This window comes from Castellaniella sp., assembly GCF_049651205.1.
Classification (GTDB): Bacteria; Pseudomonadota; Gammaproteobacteria; order Burkholderiales; family Burkholderiaceae_B; genus Castellaniella.
The window spans coordinates 31,472-47,193 of sequence record NZ_JBASBR010000017.1 but is presented as its reverse complement, the minus strand read 5'-3'; the positions used below and the strand labels follow the sequence as shown (position 1 = coordinate 47,193).

Here is a 15,722-nt window from a genome sequence, read left to right as displayed (position 1 = left end):
CCAGCACCACCGATACGGACGAGTGGACAGAGTTTTAAACTCGCACCCCGATAAATTACCGATCAGTAATATTTGATTGAAACTCAAGCGATTTCATCATAAAATTACTGATCGGTAATACACAGGCCTCTCTATGTCCACGTCATCTGGCCAACCTCCCGACACCCCCGTGCGCACCGCCCAAGATCTTGGCCAGTTGATACGCGTCACCCGCCAGGCACAGGCCTTGAGGCAAAGCGACCTGGCCGGCTTATCCGGCACGGGCAACCGCTTTATTGTCGATCTGGAACACGGCAAACCCACCATGCAATTGCAAAAGGTGCTGGATATGATCGACCTGCTGGGCCTGGAAGTTATCATCCGCCGCAAACGCAGGTGATACCCATGGCACAAACCCTTTACGTTTACCAGGGCCGGCAGCATATTGGCATCTTGCACGACGAACATCCCCTACGGTTCAGTTATCAACCTCAATGGCTACAGACAGGCAACGCACAACCTATTGCCCCAGCGTTTCCGCTACAGGAAGGTGATTTCTCGGGCCCCACCGTTACCGCTTTTTTTGAGAATCTGCTGCCCGAAGGCCCCGTACGTCGGTTGCTGCAAGCCAGCCGCCATACCAGCACCGTCTTCGGCTTGCTACGAAGCGTGGCTGGTGATACCGCCGGCAGCCTGACCTTACTGCCACCGGGCGAGACCCCTGCCCCACCTGCCTACCAGCGCACCACCTGGCAGCACATCAGCCAACAATTACGCCAAGGGACGGCCCCGGCGCTGGGCGCCCCATCCCAGCCAGACACGCGCATCTCGTTGGCTGGGGCTCAAACCAAACTGCTACTAATGATTTTCCCAGACGGCCAGCCAGCGTTTCCGTTGGGGGCCGCCCCCTCGTCACACATCCTCAAGCCAGACATCCAGGGCTTGCCGGGCGTCTGGGCATCGGCCCTAAACGAAACCCTGGTGATGAACCTGGCAGCCGTCTTGGGGCTAGGCACCGCCCAGGCGCAGTATCAACCAGACACCCAAGCGTGCTTAATCCAACGCTACGACCGCCACGCAGAACCAAACGGCAGCCTCACCCGCCTGCACCAACTAGATCTTTGCCAGTTGGCCGGCGTCCCCTCCGGCACAAAATACGAAGCCGATGGCGGGCCGTCGCTAGCGGATTGCCGCCGTCTGTTGCAAGACATCGGCATCCCCGCCAAAGACCTTAAACGCCTGGTGCAGTGGATTATTTTTAATCTGTTTGTGGGCAACCACGACAGCCACGCCAAAAACCTCTCGGTGCTGGCCACACCGCACAGCTGGCAACTGGCTCCTTTTTACGACCTCATGTGCACGACCTTGTACCCTGGCCTGGCCCGGCAATTTGCCTTTAAGATTGGTAATACCAATTTGCCTGGCCAGATTGGTGTGACGCAACTTCGGCAACTCAGCCACGCCCTGGGCCTTACCCCCGGCTATGTGCTGCAACTGGCCAAAGAGCTCTATCATGCCCTGCCCTCCGCACTGGATCTGGTTGCACACACGCTAAGCGACCAAACACCGGCTGGCACACCCCACACGCTGATCCAGCGCCTGGATCAAAAAATCCGGCAAGAATCCCGCAAGTATGCGCGGCGCTGGGAAATCGAACACCATTGAGATCTGACACAGGCAAGCTCACGCCACCTGTTGCGCCTGCTGCGTGCGTTGTGCCAGATACGCCAGCGCTTCCTCTACCTGGTCGATCAAAATCAAACACAGATCACCAGCCTGCACACCGGCCAATGCCGCATCAATGGCGAGAAATTCGCCGTGGATTTCCTGTATCCGCCGGGTGCGGGTAGCAGCGCCCAGGCCCTGGCGCAGCAAGGCCAGTACTTCGCCATCCGCGCGGCCGCGCTGGCATTGGTCCTGATACAGCACCACCTCATCAAAGGCCTCGCCCAACAATGCCGTCTGGCGGCTGATGTCTTCATCGCGGCGGTCACCCGCACCGCTGATCACCACCGTGCGCCGGCCTGCCGGCAAGGCGCTGATCGCCTGGATCAGCGCCTGGATGGCGTCGGGATTATGGCCATAATCGGCAATCACCATGGCACCGCGATAATCAAACACATTAAAACGCCCAGGCACCGTGGCTGCATCACTGACAAAAGAGGCCAGTTGATGCTGGATCTGCACCCAGTCGATACCCAAGGCCCAGGCAGCAGCCACCGCGGCCATGGCGTTTTCTATCTGGAACCCCAGCGTACCGCCTCGCGTGAGTGGCACGGCGCTAAGCTGGATACGGGTTTCAGCCCCACTCTCGGAAAACACCAGATCACCCTGATCCACAAACGCCACACGCCCGCCCTGGGCGCGGTGAGTTTCAATCAGAGGGTGGCGCGCGTCCTGTGCAAAATATGTGATGCGCCCGGGGCACACAGATGCCATCGCCGCCACGTGCGGATCTTGGGCGTTTAGCACCGCCATACCACCCGGGGCCACGTTTTCGACGATCACGCGTTTAACAGCGGCCAGCGCTTCAATTGTCTGGATGTAGTTCATCCCCAGGTGGTCGCCCACCCCCAGGTTGGTGACGACTGCCACGTCGCAGCGATCAAAACCCAGGCCCTCGCGCAGGATGCCGCCACGCGCTGTTTCAAAAACGGCCAGATCGACATCCGGGTGCAGCAGCACATTGCGCGCACTGCGCGGCCCGCTGCAATCCCCGCTATCCACCCGGCGCGCACCCACATACACGCCATCCGAGTTGGTCATCCCCACACACACGCCCGGGCGTGTGCACAGATGTGCCAAAAGGCGCACCGTGGTGGTTTTGCCGTTGGTGCCGGTTACGGCCACCACGGGGATACGGCCGTCTTCGCCAGGGGCGTACAGGGTATCCATCATGGCGCTGCCCACATCGCGCCCCATGCCGTAAGACGGCGACAAGTGCATGCGCAAACCCGGCGCCGCGTTCACCTCGACGATGCAGCCGGTTTCGGGGGTGAGCGGCCCATACACATCGCGCGCCACCACATCAATGCCGCACACATCCAGACCCACCATACGCGCAGCCATCACCGCGCTGGCCGCCAGATCAGGATGCACAAGATCGGTGACATCCGTGGCTGAACCGCCGGTGCTGAGATTGGCGTTATTGCGCAATGCCACGCACACGCCCGGCGCCGGCACCGAATCCGCCTGATAGCCCTGGCTGGCCAGGGTATTCAGGGCGGTTTCGTCCAGCTGGATGCGCGTCAGCGAACTGCCATGCCCCTCGCCGCGCAAAGGATCCAGGTTGATCTGGTCGACCAGCTCGCGGATGCGATGCGTGCCATCGCCCACCACCTGGGGCGGGTCGCGCCGGGCGGCGGCCACCATGCGGTTGCCCACCACCAGCAAACGAAAATCATGGCCAGGAAAATAGCGCTCTACCATCACCTGGCTGCCGTGCTCGCGGGCCACCGCATAGGCCGCCAGGATTTGCTCGCGCCCCTGTACATTGCAGGCCACGCCTCTGCCCTGGTTGCCGTCTTGCGGCTTTACCACCGCCGGTGCGCCGATTTCTTGTGCGGCAGCCCAGGCGTCTTCAGCATCCATTACCACCCGGCCCTGGGGCACGGAGACCCCAGCCCAAGTCAATAGCGATTTGGTGAGCGCCTTGTCTTGTGCAATGGCCTCGCCAATGGCGCTGCTGGCGTCGGTTTCGGCCGCCTGGATGCGCCGCTGACGGCACCCCCAGCCAAACTGCACCAGGCTGCCCTGGGTTAGCCGCCGATACGGGATACCCCGGCGCACGGCCGCCTGCACAATAGAGCCCGTGCTGGGGCCCAGGCGCACATCGTCGTACAGGCCGCGCAGTTGCGCCAGCGCGGCGGCCAGATCAAAGGGCTGATCCTCCCAGGCCGCCTGGCACAGCGTGCAGGCCAGATCAAAGGCCAGCCGGCCCACAGACTCTTCGGCGTATTCAACCACTACCTGGTACACCCCGGCCTCGGGCGTTGCCGCCGTGCGGCACACCGCCACCGGGCAGCCAGCTTGCGCCTGCAGGCTGAGCGCCGCAGCCGCCAGGGCTTGTGCCAGCGACACACTGGCGGTTTGCCCTGCCGGGCGCTGGATATCGACCTCAGGAAACCGCGCACGCAACCGCGTTTCAAAGGCATCCAGCCCGGCACTCAGGGCCTCGGCCGGCGTGCACCGCACCACGGCTTCGATAGCCGTTTGGCGGCACCAGATATTGGGCCCACGCAGGGCCCGCACGCGAGAAACTTCCATTATTGGACTCATCCTGTTAATTGCCCAATCCGCACATTGCCCAGCCCCATGGCCGGGCAAAAGACGCCTGCATAACCATCCACCACACTGCCCTAGGCGGCGGCCACCGACACGCTGGCACCCTGCCCAGCCACCCACGTGCGCAAACCCACACGGATGGATTCTGCCGGCACACCCAGTGCCCACACGGCCCCCACCGCGGCCTGCACGGCAGGCACATCGCTTTGCAGCGCCATCAAGGCCGAGTCGGCCACATCGGCCAGGGGGATCTCCACGCCTTTTTCGGCCAGCACCAGGGTGTGGTCGCGCAGCAGCACGGCGCGCCCACCAGCAGCCAAATGCGTTTGCAGCGCCGCGCCCTGCGACTGCAGGCCAAACAAAATCACTGCACCATCGCACAGTGGCGCCAGGCCGGCCACCAGGGGGTCATCGGCATTCAGCACGGCGGCGCCCGCAGGCAGCACCACATCCACCTGCGTACGAAAAATCCGCAACAGGTGCTCGGGCTCGGTCATGTGGAATTCGGGCCAGGTGACGTCTGGATTGATGCTGGTAACCACCCCCACCTGGCAGCGATCGTAGGCCAGGCCTTCGCCCAAAATGGCGCGGCCGCCGTTTTCAAGCACGGCTACATCCACAGTGCTGTTCATCAGGACGCGCCGTGCGGCTTCCCAGTGCGCGCTGTCTTGCGCCAAGACCTGCTGGGCGCCCAGCCACAGACCATCGGCCGAGGCCTGCCCCACCATGCGGCCATCCAGCTGCAGCAGATGCGCCACCAGGCGCACCACCGGTGTCATGCCCTGGCTGCCGCTCACCCCCACCACGGGGATGCGGCCATCCTGGGGCGCGGGAAACAGATCCGCAATAATCGCCTCGCCCACCGGGCGCGGCTGCCCCATGGCTGGTTTGATGTGCATCAGCAGCCCCGGCCCGGCATTGACCTCGACAATCGCACCGCCTTGCGCGGCCAGCGGCTGGCCAATATCACGCACCACCAGATCGATGCCGGCAATATCCAGGCCCACCACCCGGGCGGCCAAAGACACCATCTCGGCCACATCAGCATGCACGTTATCCGTCACATCAATCGACACATTGCCGCTGCGCTGAATCATCACCGCACGGCCGCGATCAGGCACGGCATCACCACTCAGATCCTGGCGCTCAAGCTCCAGGCGGGCTGCCGCATCCAGGCGCACCACATTCAAGGGGTGGTCTTCGTCGCGCCCACGGCGAGGGTCTGAGTTTAATTGCGTGTCAATCAGCTGCAGCACCGTGGACACACCATCGCCCACCACCATCGCGGCCTCGCCCCGGGCGGCGGCCACCAGGCGCCCGCCCACCACCAGCAGGCGGTGTTCGTCGCCCTCGATAAAGCGCTCTACCATCACGCCGCTGCCTTCATCCACCGCCACTGCGTAGGCGGCCTCTACCTGCGCCTGGGTGTTCAGGCAGGTAAATACGCCACGCCCATGGTTGCCGTCTGATGGCTTGACCACCACTGGCAGGCCCATCTCTTGCGCGGCCTCCCAGGCGTCGGCCACGCTTTCCACCAGGCGGCCCTCGGGCACCGGCACACCGCAGGCCTGCAGCAACTGGCGAGTAAGTTCTTTATCGCGCGAGATGCCCTCGGCAATGGCGCTGGTGCGGCTGGTTTCGGCGGTCCAGATTCGGCGCTGGCGCACCCCATAACCCAGTTGCAGCAAATTGGCATCACTCAGGCGGATAGCCGGGATATCGCGGTCGTCGGCCGCATCCACGATGCAGGCAGTGCTGGGCCCCAGGCCCAGGGATTCGGCCAGATCCTTCAGCCGCTCTACCGTGCCCGCCACATCAAAGGGCTGGTTTTCAATCGCGGCCATCACCAGGTCTCGCGCGGCGTACAGCGCCTCGCGGGCCAGGGCCTCGTACCAGGCGCGCACAATCACCTTGTACACCCCGCGCAAAGGGGTTTCGCGGGCACGCCCCAAGCCTCCGGGCATCCCCGCCAGGCTTTGCAGCTCCAGCGTGACATGCTCGAGGATATGCGCCGGCCAGGTGCCCTCGCGTACGCGCTGCATGAAGCCACCGCGCTCGCCAATGCTGCAGCGGTGTTCGATCAAGCTGGGCATCCAGGCACCCAGCCTTTCGTAGAAACCGGGGATGCGATTAGAGGGATAGTCTTCGAGATCGTGGATATCGACCAGCGCCTCGATCACCGGGCGGTACGCCCAGATATTTGGCCCCCGCAAATGCACCATATTGAGAAACTCAATACTTTTATTTTCCATCACCGGACCATTGCGCAGAGAGAGGGTTGGCAGAGACCAAAAAACCGCCCAGGCAAGATGCGCAGGCGGCACACAATATTAATCTTCTGGCCGTTGCCAAGCATCAAAAAACAGTTGAAAATTGTGACGCCCGCGCAACAGTGCATCCACCAGCTGCGCGTCTATCGTCTTTTTGCGGCCCCGGCCGCCCTTTACTCCACACAGCCATCGTCCTCCATGCCGGGTTTTATGCTTGATTCTGCGGCGGCCGACGCGCGCCCAACCCCCCTGTGCCCGCCCGATTTTCCTGCCGCCTGGCAGGCCGCACTAGCCACCCAACTGGCCAGTGACGAAACCGCACTGGCCTGGCTGGCGCTTAATCTGGACACCCAGTTGCACTACAGCAACAGTTTGTTGGTGCTTACCCCGCGCCGCTGGCTGCTGTGCAGCACAGATGCCCAGCAGTGCAGATCCTGGCCGCTGCGGCCAGACCTAAACCTGGTGCTGCACGACCAGGCCGGCGTGGGCAGCCTGATCCTGCAAGACAACCATGCCCGCCTGGCGCGCTGGCGCTATACGCTGGACCAGCACCCACAGGCCCTGCAGCTGGCCGCGCGGTTCGAATCCCTACGCCAGGCCGCGCAATCGTCCCAAGCAACAGCCCCCCCCGACACCCCTGCCCCGGCAGCCGCCCCACAGCGCCCATCTGCCAGCGCCTTGCTGCGCCTGTGGCGCTTTGCGCGCCCCTACCGGCGCCAGCTGTCCATCGGCCTGATACTGACGCTGGTGTCCACCGCCGCATCCCTGGTGCCGCCGTACCTGACCATGCCCCTGATGGATGATGTGCTGATCCCGTTTCAAAACGGCCAGCCCATCGAGTGGCCTCTGGTAAGCCTGTACCTGGGCGGGTTGCTGGCCTCGTCCCTGCTGGCCTGGGCCCTGGGCTGGGGGCGCAGCGCCATTCTGGCGTGGGTCAGCGAGCGCATCGGGGCAGACCTGCGCACCACCACCTACCAGCACCTGCAGCAGTTATCGCTGCAATACTTTGGCGGCAAACGCACGGGCGATCTCATGGCCCGGATCGGTTCGGAATCCGACCGCATCTGCCTGTTTTTGTCCCTGCACCTGCTGGACTTTGCCACCGACGTGCTGATGATCGTGATGACGGCGGTGATCCTGTTGTCCATCAACCCCTGGCTGGCCCTGGCCACGCTGGCGCCGCTGCCGCTGATCCTATGGATGATCCACTGGGTGCGCGACCGCCTGCGCCACGGCTTCGAGAAAGCCGACCGCGTGTGGTCTGAAATCACCAACGTACTGGCCGACACCATCCCCGGCATCCGCGTGGTCAAGGCCTTTGCGCAAGAACATCGCGAAGTGGCGCGTTTCAGAGAAGCCAACAACCGCAACCTGGCGATCAACGATCGGGTAAACGCACTGTGGTCGCTGTTTACCCCCACGGTTACCCTGCTAACCGAGCTTGGCCTGCTGGTGGTGTGGGTGTCGGGCATCTGGCTGGTGTCGCACCAGGCCATCACCGTGGGCGTGCTTACCGCATTTCTGGCGTACATCAGCCGCTTTTATGTGCGGCTGGATTCCATGAGCCGGATTGTGTCGGTTACCCAGCGGGCAGCGGCCAGCAGCAAGCGCATCTTTGATATTCTGGATCATGTCTCCAACGTACCAGAGCCCGCGCAGCCGCGCCCCATGTCGGCCATCCACGGCCGCATAGAGCTTAGCCACATCGGGTTTCGCTACGGCAACCGCAGCGTGATTCAAGACCTCAGCCTGGACATTGCGCCGGGCGAAATGGTGGGCCTGGTGGGGCAAAGCGGATCGGGCAAAAGCACCCTGGTGAACCTGATTTGCCGCTTTTACGATGTCTCGCAAGGCGCCATCCGGCTGGACGGCACCGACATCCGCCAGTTTGCGGTCAGCGACTACCGGCGCCACATCGGCCTGGTGCTGCAAGAGCCCTTTCTGTTTTACGGCAGCGTGGCAGAGAACATCGCCTACGGCCGCCCCGATGCCAGCCGGGCTGACATCATTGCCGCTGCCCGCGCGGCCCACGCGCACGAGTTCATCCTGCGCCTGCCCCATGGATACGATTCTCTGGTGGGCGAGCGCGGCCAGGCTTTATCGGGCGGCGAGCGCCAGCGCATATCGATTGCCCGTGCCATCCTGATCGACCCGCCCATCCTGATTCTGGACGAAGCCACGTCATCCGTAGACACCGCCACCGAGAACGAGATCCAGAAAGCCCTGGACAATCTGGTGAAAGGCCGCACCACGATCTCCATCGCCCACCGTCTCAGCACCCTGCGCGAGGCCGACCGCCTGGTGGTGATGGACAGCGGCAACATCGTGGAAATTGGCCGCCACGATGAACTGCTGGCCCGCCAGGGGGCATATGCCAGGCTGTACCAGGCACAGCTGCAAAGCGTGCAAGCGGGGCGGTCTCAGGCTGTGCACGTGGCTGATGCCCCGACGAAAGAAGCGCAACATGAAGGAGGCGCGGCATGATCAAGCGCCAGACGCCCGCATCCGAAGCGGGCACCATCCCGTTTACGTTATCCAGGGATACTTTTGGCCGCCTGCTGCTGCAGCGCCCCGGCTGGCCGGATGTGCTGGTAACGCCCGTGCGCAGTTTCCCCATCAGTGCGCCAGACGAGGGGATCTCGCTGGTGGACACCCAGACGCAAGAGCACGCCTGGATCCCAGATCTGACGCAACTGCCCGAGGCTGAAAAGCGATTGATCAGCGAAGACCTGGCCCAACGGGATTTCAGGCCCGAGATCCTGCGCATCCACCGGGCATCAGGCTGGGCCACCCCCAGCCGCTGGGATATCGACACCGATCGCGGCGCCACCGTGCTGACACTGAAAAGCGAGGACGACATCCGCCGCTTGCCCGCCAACGGCCTGCTGATTGCCGATGCCTGCGGTGTAAATTTCTGGGTACAGGACATCCAGGCGCTGGATCGCACCAGCCGGCGGATACTAGACCGGTTTTTGTAATATCAAGCCGCAATCCGCAAACCAAAGGTTTGCGGATGCACGCAGCGCACAGCCTCGCGCGAGGCGTCGATGCAGCCACCCTCGGCGTACACCCCGGCGGGGTCTCGCAAGCGCATCATGCGTTGCAGTACCGCCTGGGTGGCCTGGCCATCCGCCAGGGTTTCGGCCACCCGGGCCTCGATGATGGACTCGTCCATCCAGGGCTGGCCACTGGGGCCATCCGTGCGCACCCCGTGGCGCCAGTGGTAGAGCTCTACACACTTGGACACCAGCGTGTATGCCTGGTTTGGCTTCCAGAAATTGGTAAAGCGCCCCTGTCCCAGATAAAACACCCAAGAGCCCTCGTAGCCTTCGATCCCGGCCGACACCGCATCCGGGTTGCGAAACCACAGGCGGTCTCCCGGCACATAGTAGTGAGACGGCAGCGGTGTCTGCAGCGAGCCGTACTCGTACAAAAATGCATCCTGAAACGCCTCTGACTGAATCGCCTTACGCTGCCACTGCGCCTGCAGCGCCGCCAGGGCCGCAGGGTTGCTGATCTGCAGCTCTTGCGCCAGCCCCAGCAACACCACATGCTCTGTGGCCCGATAGCACGAGAACGAATACAAACGCCCCGAGACATCCGGCCACAGCGCCTCTTGCAGCGCCGGGATCAGTTCATGCCCGGGCAGCAACACAAAGCCCGTGGCCTCGGCCCAGCGCCAGCAATCCGGGCGCTCGGCTGCCTCGGTATCAAACGCCAGCACCGTGCGCCGGCCCGCCTGCACGATAAAACGCCGCAGCCGCACCGCAGACTGCCACTCGGCCAGGCTGGGAAACTCGAAACCCAGCGGAGACAGCAGCATCGCGGCCAGGATTTCGGTGTCCAGATCGGCGTCGCTGGTGTCGGGAGACAGGCCCAGGGTGTGGGCCAGGGTGGTGGTGTCCAGGGTTTGCGCGCTGGTGCCCGCCCCAGGCAGGCCTGGCACCCAGAACTGCTGCCAGGTGCCTTGCGCATCGGTGCCGGTTTGGTGCTGGATCAGGTGACCCAGCTGATGAGTGGCCAACCACTGCAGGGCGTGCGAAGCCGGCAAGGTTGTGCGCAGCCGGGTGCCAATGGGGGCGTCTGCCAGGGGGGCAGACGTAGGGGCAATGGCGCTTGGCGCGACCGAGACAGCCGGGGTAGGCATCGGCATGATTTCACCTGACAGGAAAATCCAGTGAAGGATTCTACTGCCAAATCGAGCCAAGCTGACTATTTAAAAAATATCACGTATACATGACATTGAAGATTAAATGTCATATTATCATTACATGGATAATTTTTTAGTTCTGACACGCCTGGGCGTCGAGATCCGCCAGCTACGCAAACATCGTGGCCTAAGCCAAGCCGCATTGGCACAGCTGGCTGGCGTTACCCGCCAGAAACTCATCGAAATCGAACAAGGCTCGGATAGCGTCGGCGCCGGCCACTATGCCCGCGTCATCGCAGCCTTGGGGTCAGAACTACACATCGTGCCAGCACGCATGCCCACCCTGGAAGAACTTAAAGGTATCTTCCCATGAATACCGTCACGATAGACACCCCTCAGGGGCATAGCGGAACACTGACAGATCTTGGCACCGAGCAGTTTTCTTTTCGGTATGCTCCCGCCGCACCAAAGCGTGCAGCCATTTGCCTATCCATGCCCGTCCGCTACGCAGACTACCCGCACACAGGCCTGCACCCCATTTTGCAGATGAACTTGCCCGAAGGCTTCATGTTGGAAGCCCTACGCAACCGTTTTGCAAAGACCAGCCTCCTCAACCCCATGCTGCTATTGACGATGACTGGCCGCAACGAACCCATCGGCCGGCTGCGTATCGATATGCAAGGCCTGCCATCGGCATCGAATGTACCCGGTGAACGCTTGGCTGATCTGCTGGCCTGGGACGGGACGGAGGATCTATTCAACGAACTACTGGACAAATACATCCTGCGATCAGGCATTTCCGGGGTGCAGCCCAAGATTCTTGTGCCCGAAATGCAACCAGACCGCCAAACGGCCGTCACACGAGAGCTGATCATCAAATCCGCCGGCCAGGTGTGGCCACACCTGGCGATCAACGAATTCCTATGCATGTCCATCGCACGTGCGGCAGGCCTGGAAACCCCAGAATTCTACCTGTCTGACAACCACCGTTTGTTCATCATGCGGCGCTTTGATCGGATCGGCCAGATTCACCTTGGATTCGAAGACATGGCAGTATTGATGGGCATGGGTGCCCATCAAAAATATGATGCCAGCTACGAACATATTGCTCGCGCGATCCAGCTGTTCTGCGCACCAGATCAAATTCGGCCCGCACTGAGGCAGCTGTTCCTGTCTGTTGCCGTATCATGCCTGGTTGGCAACGGGGATGCTCATCTGAAAAATTTTGGCCTGCTGTATTCGGACCCGACAGCACAAGACGCCAGGCTGGCGCCCGCCTACGATATCCTCAACACCACTGCCTACTTGCCCAACGATTCGCTGGCGCTACAGTTGGCTGGCCAAAAAAGCTTCTTTTCTGCCCGGTTGGGATTACGGGATTTTGCAGCAAAGCTAAAAATCGACCAGCCTGCGGAACAAATTCGGCACATTCTGGGCGCCATCGAGTCGGTGTTGTGCGCCCACCCGGATCTTGCCGACACCGCACCAGAGATCGTCAGCGCCATCCGCGCCAGCGCACACACGCTGGAAAGCGCCTTCTGAGAGATCACACTTCTGTGTGCATCTGGTTGGATGAGACGACCTTGCCACACCAAAAGCAGGATGCCGTGGCCGGCGGTGTGCTCTCGCAGGTAATCGCCGGCAAGCTGGTTAAGCAAGCGTTCGCACAGTGCTGGCCCTGTCCAACCCTTATCCAGCAATTTAAGCTCGATCGGAACCGGCGAGGACACGGCAGGGCTTTGAAGCAGAATATCTGTTCTTTGCTGGTTTGCGAATTCGTTTTCCTGGGCACACGGCCCAGCGCCTGCAAGTGCTGCGCGCGCCGTGATCTCAAAGGTTTTGCCTGCGCCCGCCTCGGCCAGGATCACGCAGCGAAATTCTTTTTCCAGCTCTTCCCAGCCGGTCTGTTTCTGATGGCCCCAGAGTGACCGAAGCGCTTCTTTATCGGCACCAGCCTCCGACTTGGGTACGGGTGAAAAGGATCGTGCCAGCGGGACGGCGTCTGTCGCCATGGAGATTTGGGACTGGTAGATTTGAGCAAATCCGCCTATAAGAGGGCTCAAGCTCCCTCCTTTGGCTTAAGTCGGCCACCACTGCCTACTGTCCGGGACGAAACACATCATCCAAAACCGCGGCATCCAAGAGGTTCAGCGACCAGGTTTCTAATTGAGAGGCCTGGGCCGCGCGGATGCGTTGGGTGACGTCGTCGGGCACCGGGCCAAAACGACGCTGAATCATGTTTAGCAGCAGGTCTGCCAGACCCTCAGCGCGGCCTTCCCTGCGGCCTTCTCGCAACCATTGACGTGCCCAGAGGCCGGGCTTTTCGGCAGTCATCATATCCAGCTCCTGTAAAGTATTCACCGGCGGTAGCGCTTCTTCTGGTGGAGCGCTGCGCTGCGCCATGTGCAGCAGCCATATCGTCAGACTGCGGTTTAGCTCCTCGTGCTCGGGCTGTTCTCGCACCACTTGAATCAGAGTGTGCAACAAACCGCGCCAACACTCAATATCCTGGCTACTACCCATACGAAACAACAGCACAGCCAGATTTCGATCTGGCAAGCCCGCAGCCTTCAATAATTCTCGCTCATGCACCAGAAGATAACGCATTCGTGGCTGATAAGGCCGCAAATCTTCTGGCACATCACCCAGCAGGCCGCTGATATCCAAGGGTGCCCGCCAACGGCGTCGGCCGCTGTAGAGCACCACCGGCAGCACGGGTGGCAGTGGCAGGCCAATCAGCTTGCTATTCAGCAGGGTCTGATAGCTTAGCCCGGCATAGCTGATCAAGCGCAGAGCCATCGTGGTATCAGACTGGCTCTGCGGCTCGAGCAGCAGCAAAATACATAGCCCTTGAGGCGGCACCTGTTCTGGCGAACATACTTTCTCGCCACCTGCTGTGCTGAAGGAAGGCCGTTTTTTCTGGGGAATCAGCCAAGCGCAATCACCTGTGCGCTGGTGAAGTCGGTCGCTGACGTGATTGGTAGGCACCGGAAACATGTGATCCCAATCGAGTACGACAAACAGGCGTGGACTTAGCACACAGGCCAGTTCGAGGATTTTGATCCGTTTTGCCACTGCGGAAAAATCCGTCAGGCGCCCGCCTCGACCAAGCGCGATAGGGTGCTGTGATCAATGGTATCGGTCGTCATTATGGATTAATGCCGCATAGATAACCGCGTTAACAACCACCTGCCCAAAAGGAGAATAATCCAGTTTGGTACCATCAACAACCTGCCAGCGTGAACGAAAAGCGAACCCTGGCAAGATAATTAAAAAGGCAATGATTGCCGGCAATGCTATATTCATTATTGTCTCCGGCCACCCATTGCCTAACAGCCAAAATCTATATTACAGAAACGACCTCTACGCGGACATGCCGTAGTTCACCATTATTATCTTTGTACGTAATGATAGGCGCTTGCTTATTTGCACCTTTGGGCTTTGAATCTTCCAGGCACGGGCGCCCGGTACTCCACCTCGCAAAAGTGCTGAAGTCACCCTCCTGGACCTCTTCCAGCTTAGGCGCGTTCAAAAGAAGGCGCCGCATGCCGCGCATCCTGGATATCGGGAAGGATGGCGTCGATGCAGTCGGCCAGGGCGGCAACCTTCTCGGCCACTGTCGTTCCCAGTGGGGTTAAGGAGTACTCCACGCGGGGCGGTACCGTCTCGTAAGACTTGCGATGAACCAGGCCGTGTGATTCCAGGCGCTTGAGGGTTTGCGACAACATTTTTTCGCTGACACCGCCCACCATCCTGCGCAGATCGCTGAAACGTCGCACGCCGCCCATCAGCACGATCAGCAGCAACACACCCCAGGGGCTGGTGACGTCTTTAAGCACCTCACGACATGGACACTCTCCCAGCACAAGGTCTCCGCGCCGGAGTTGTGCGGAAAACGTATCGGATTCGGCCAGGGCTGTTGGGCTTGTCATCTTTACACTAACCTTTTGGTGCGTACTTGTTAAAAGTAAAGCAAGAAAATATCATGAATACCGAATCCAACCAAACCAAGGAATTGGCTATGATCGTTGTTACAGGGGCCACAGGGCAGCTTGGCCGTCTGGTTATCAAAAACCTTTTGCACACAGAACCCGCCTCCAGCATCGTCGCCTTGGCACGCGATCCCGCAAAAGCGGCCGATCTATCGCAGCTTGGCGTTCAGGTGCGTCAGGCTGATTACACGCAGCCAGAATCGCTTAAAACCGCACTTGCCGGTGCAGACAAGCTGCTGCTGATCTCTTCAAGCGAGGTCGGCCAAAGGGTTGCCCACCACCAGGCCGTGATTGATGCGGCGATCCACTGCGGCATCAAGCTGATCGGCTACACAAGCATCCTGCACGCTAATACCTCCCCGTTAGGATTGGTGGACGAACACCAGAAAACCGAGGCCATGCTTAAAGCATCAGGCATCCCGTTTGTGGTTCTGCGCAACGGCTGGTACACCGAAAACTACGCGATGGCGATTCCCACAGCGCTGGCCCATGGTGCACTGATGGGCAGCGCCGGCGACGGGAAAATCTCGTCGGCATCGCGGGCCGACTACGCCGCCGCAGCCGCCAAGGTAATGACGCTGCCTGATCAAGCCGGGCGGGTTTATGAACTGGCGGGGGACGCCGCCTATACCTTGACGGAGTTTGCGGCCGAAATCTCGCGCCAATCCGGCAAGCCTGTCCGCTATGTGAACCTGCCACAAGAGGAATACAAATCGGCGCTGATGGGCTTTGGCCTACCCGAACCAGTTGCGGAGCTGATCTCGGATTCTGACAGCGGCGCGGCGCAAGGTGGGCTTTTTGATGATCAGCATCAGCTGAGTAGGCTGATTGGCCGGCCGACGACGCCTATGGCTGAAACGGTTGCTGAGCAGCTCACTTAACCCTATCATCACATTCCGAACCCAATCGCGATCGGGGACTGCCACCCCCGCTTAATCTTCGGCGCATTTCCATCATTTGCGTCAGATTACGCAAGAAGCTTCTAGCGCTGAACAACGCCCCAGCGTAGCATTTACAGTGCAGCAACCAGAGCTTTTGAAACCGACT

At 61.0% G+C, this 15,722-nt stretch carries 12 protein-coding genes and 1 pseudogene; 7 read left to right on the top strand and 6 right to left on the bottom strand.

Annotated features, from left to right (window positions below; genetic code table 11):
• Positions 1-133: 133 nt before the first annotated feature.
• Together WA928_RS11465 and WA928_RS11460 are read left to right on the top strand one after the other, a co-directional pair.
• Positions 134-379: a transcriptional regulator gene (locus WA928_RS11465; RefSeq protein ID WP_417277386.1), complete on the top strand. Its 246-nt coding sequence runs from the start codon at positions 134-136 to the stop codon at positions 377-379.
• A 5-nt stretch (positions 380-384) separates the two neighbouring features.
• Entirely contained in the window at positions 385-1,644 is a 1,260-nt protein-coding gene (locus WA928_RS11460; protein WP_424303609.1) for a type II toxin-antitoxin system HipA family toxin, read from the top strand.
• An 18-nt stretch (positions 1,645-1,662) separates the two neighbouring features.
• Here WA928_RS11460 and cphA (WA928_RS11455) read toward each other — a convergent pair whose 3' ends face one another.
• Positions 1,663-4,245 (bottom strand): cyanophycin synthetase, encoded by a 2,583-nt coding sequence (gene cphA / locus WA928_RS11455; RefSeq protein WP_424303606.1) that lies wholly within the window; start codon positions 4,243-4,245, stop codon positions 1,663-1,665.
• 122 nt (positions 4,246-4,367) lie between these two features.
• A pseudogene (cphA, locus tag WA928_RS11450) lies at positions 4,368-6,515 on the bottom strand (cyanophycin synthetase); the annotation flags it as partial.
• 228 nt (positions 6,516-6,743) lie between these two features.
• Here cphA (WA928_RS11450) and WA928_RS11445 point away from each other — a divergent pair.
• Together WA928_RS11445 and WA928_RS11440 are read left to right on the top strand one after the other, a co-directional pair.
• Entirely contained in the window at positions 6,744-9,017 is a 2,274-nt protein-coding gene (locus tag WA928_RS11445; RefSeq protein WP_424303603.1) for an ABC transporter ATP-binding protein, read from the top strand.
• Entirely contained in the window at positions 9,014-9,511 is a 498-nt protein-coding gene (locus WA928_RS11440; protein WP_417277382.1) for a DUF1854 domain-containing protein, read from the top strand. The genes WA928_RS11445 and WA928_RS11440 overlap by 4 nt, the downstream gene beginning before the upstream one ends.
• Before the next feature lie 2 nt (positions 9,512-9,513).
• Here the strand turns inward: WA928_RS11440 and WA928_RS11435 are convergent, their stop codons facing one another.
• On the bottom strand, positions 9,514-10,686 hold the full coding sequence (locus WA928_RS11435; RefSeq protein ID WP_424303600.1) for a hypothetical protein: 1,173 nt from the start codon (positions 10,684-10,686) through the stop codon (positions 9,514-9,516).
• 100 nt (positions 10,687-10,786) lie between these two features.
• On the opposite strand from WA928_RS11435, the gene WA928_RS11430 reads away from it, so the two are divergent.
• Positions 10,787-11,056: a helix-turn-helix domain-containing protein gene (locus WA928_RS11430; protein ID WP_424303597.1), complete on the top strand. Its 270-nt coding sequence runs from the start codon at positions 10,787-10,789 to the stop codon at positions 11,054-11,056.
• Positions 11,053-12,225 carry a type II toxin-antitoxin system HipA family toxin gene (locus WA928_RS11425; protein ID WP_417277379.1) on the top strand — a complete coding sequence of 391 codons (1,173 nt, stop codon included), beginning with the start codon at positions 11,053-11,055 and terminating at the stop codon, positions 12,223-12,225. Before WA928_RS11430 ends, WA928_RS11425 begins: the two co-directional genes overlap by 4 nt.
• A gap of 555 nt (positions 12,226-12,780) precedes the next feature.
• Here WA928_RS11425 and WA928_RS11420 read toward each other — a convergent pair.
• From WA928_RS11420 to WA928_RS11410, 3 genes are all read right to left on the bottom strand, one after another.
• The gene (locus tag WA928_RS11420) at positions 12,781-13,758 is read right to left on the bottom strand and encodes an Rpn family recombination-promoting nuclease/putative transposase (RefSeq protein ID WP_424303594.1); all 978 of its coding nucleotides are present in this window, start codon (positions 13,756-13,758) and stop codon (positions 12,781-12,783) included.
• Positions 13,759-13,812: 54 nt separating this feature from the next.
• Positions 13,813-13,989, bottom strand: a complete 177-nt coding sequence (locus WA928_RS11415) for a hypothetical protein (protein ID WP_424303591.1) — start codon at positions 13,987-13,989, stop codon at positions 13,813-13,815.
• 212 nt (positions 13,990-14,201) lie between these two features.
• The gene (locus WA928_RS11410) at positions 14,202-14,615 is read right to left on the bottom strand and encodes a winged helix-turn-helix transcriptional regulator (RefSeq protein WP_424303588.1); all 414 of its coding nucleotides are present in this window, start codon (positions 14,613-14,615) and stop codon (positions 14,202-14,204) included.
• A gap of 89 nt (positions 14,616-14,704) precedes the next feature.
• Here WA928_RS11410 and WA928_RS11405 point away from each other — a divergent pair, with 89 nt between their 5' ends.
• On the top strand, positions 14,705-15,556 hold the full coding sequence (locus WA928_RS11405) for an SDR family oxidoreductase (RefSeq protein ID WP_424303585.1): 852 nt from the start codon (positions 14,705-14,707) through the stop codon (positions 15,554-15,556).
• The last annotated feature ends 166 nt before the right edge of the window (positions 15,557-15,722 follow it).

Coding starts and splice junctions, on each gene's coding strand:
- WA928_RS11465 (WP_417277386.1), top strand. CDS start 134: ATGTCCACGTCATCTGGCCAACCTCCCGACACCCCCGTGCGCACCGCC.
- WA928_RS11460 (WP_424303609.1), top strand. CDS start 385: ATGGCACAAACCCTTTACGTTTACCAGGGCCGGCAGCATATTGGCATC.
- cphA (WP_424303606.1), bottom strand. CDS start 4,245: ATGGAAGTTTCTCGCGTGCGGGCCCTGCGTGGGCCCAATATCTGGTGC.
- WA928_RS11445 (WP_424303603.1), top strand. CDS start 6,744: ATGCTTGATTCTGCGGCGGCCGACGCGCGCCCAACCCCCCTGTGCCCG.
- WA928_RS11440 (WP_417277382.1), top strand. CDS start 9,014: ATGATCAAGCGCCAGACGCCCGCATCCGAAGCGGGCACCATCCCGTTT.
- WA928_RS11435 (WP_424303600.1), bottom strand. CDS start 10,686: ATGCCGATGCCTACCCCGGCTGTCTCGGTCGCGCCAAGCGCCATTGCC.
- WA928_RS11430 (WP_424303597.1), top strand. CDS start 10,787: ATGTCATATTATCATTACATGGATAATTTTTTAGTTCTGACACGCCTG.
- WA928_RS11425 (WP_417277379.1), top strand. CDS start 11,053: ATGAATACCGTCACGATAGACACCCCTCAGGGGCATAGCGGAACACTG.
- WA928_RS11415 (WP_424303591.1), bottom strand. CDS start 13,989: ATGAATATAGCATTGCCGGCAATCATTGCCTTTTTAATTATCTTGCCA.
- WA928_RS11410 (WP_424303588.1), bottom strand. CDS start 14,615: ATGACAAGCCCAACAGCCCTGGCCGAATCCGATACGTTTTCCGCACAA.
- WA928_RS11405 (WP_424303585.1), top strand. CDS start 14,705: ATGATCGTTGTTACAGGGGCCACAGGGCAGCTTGGCCGTCTGGTTATC.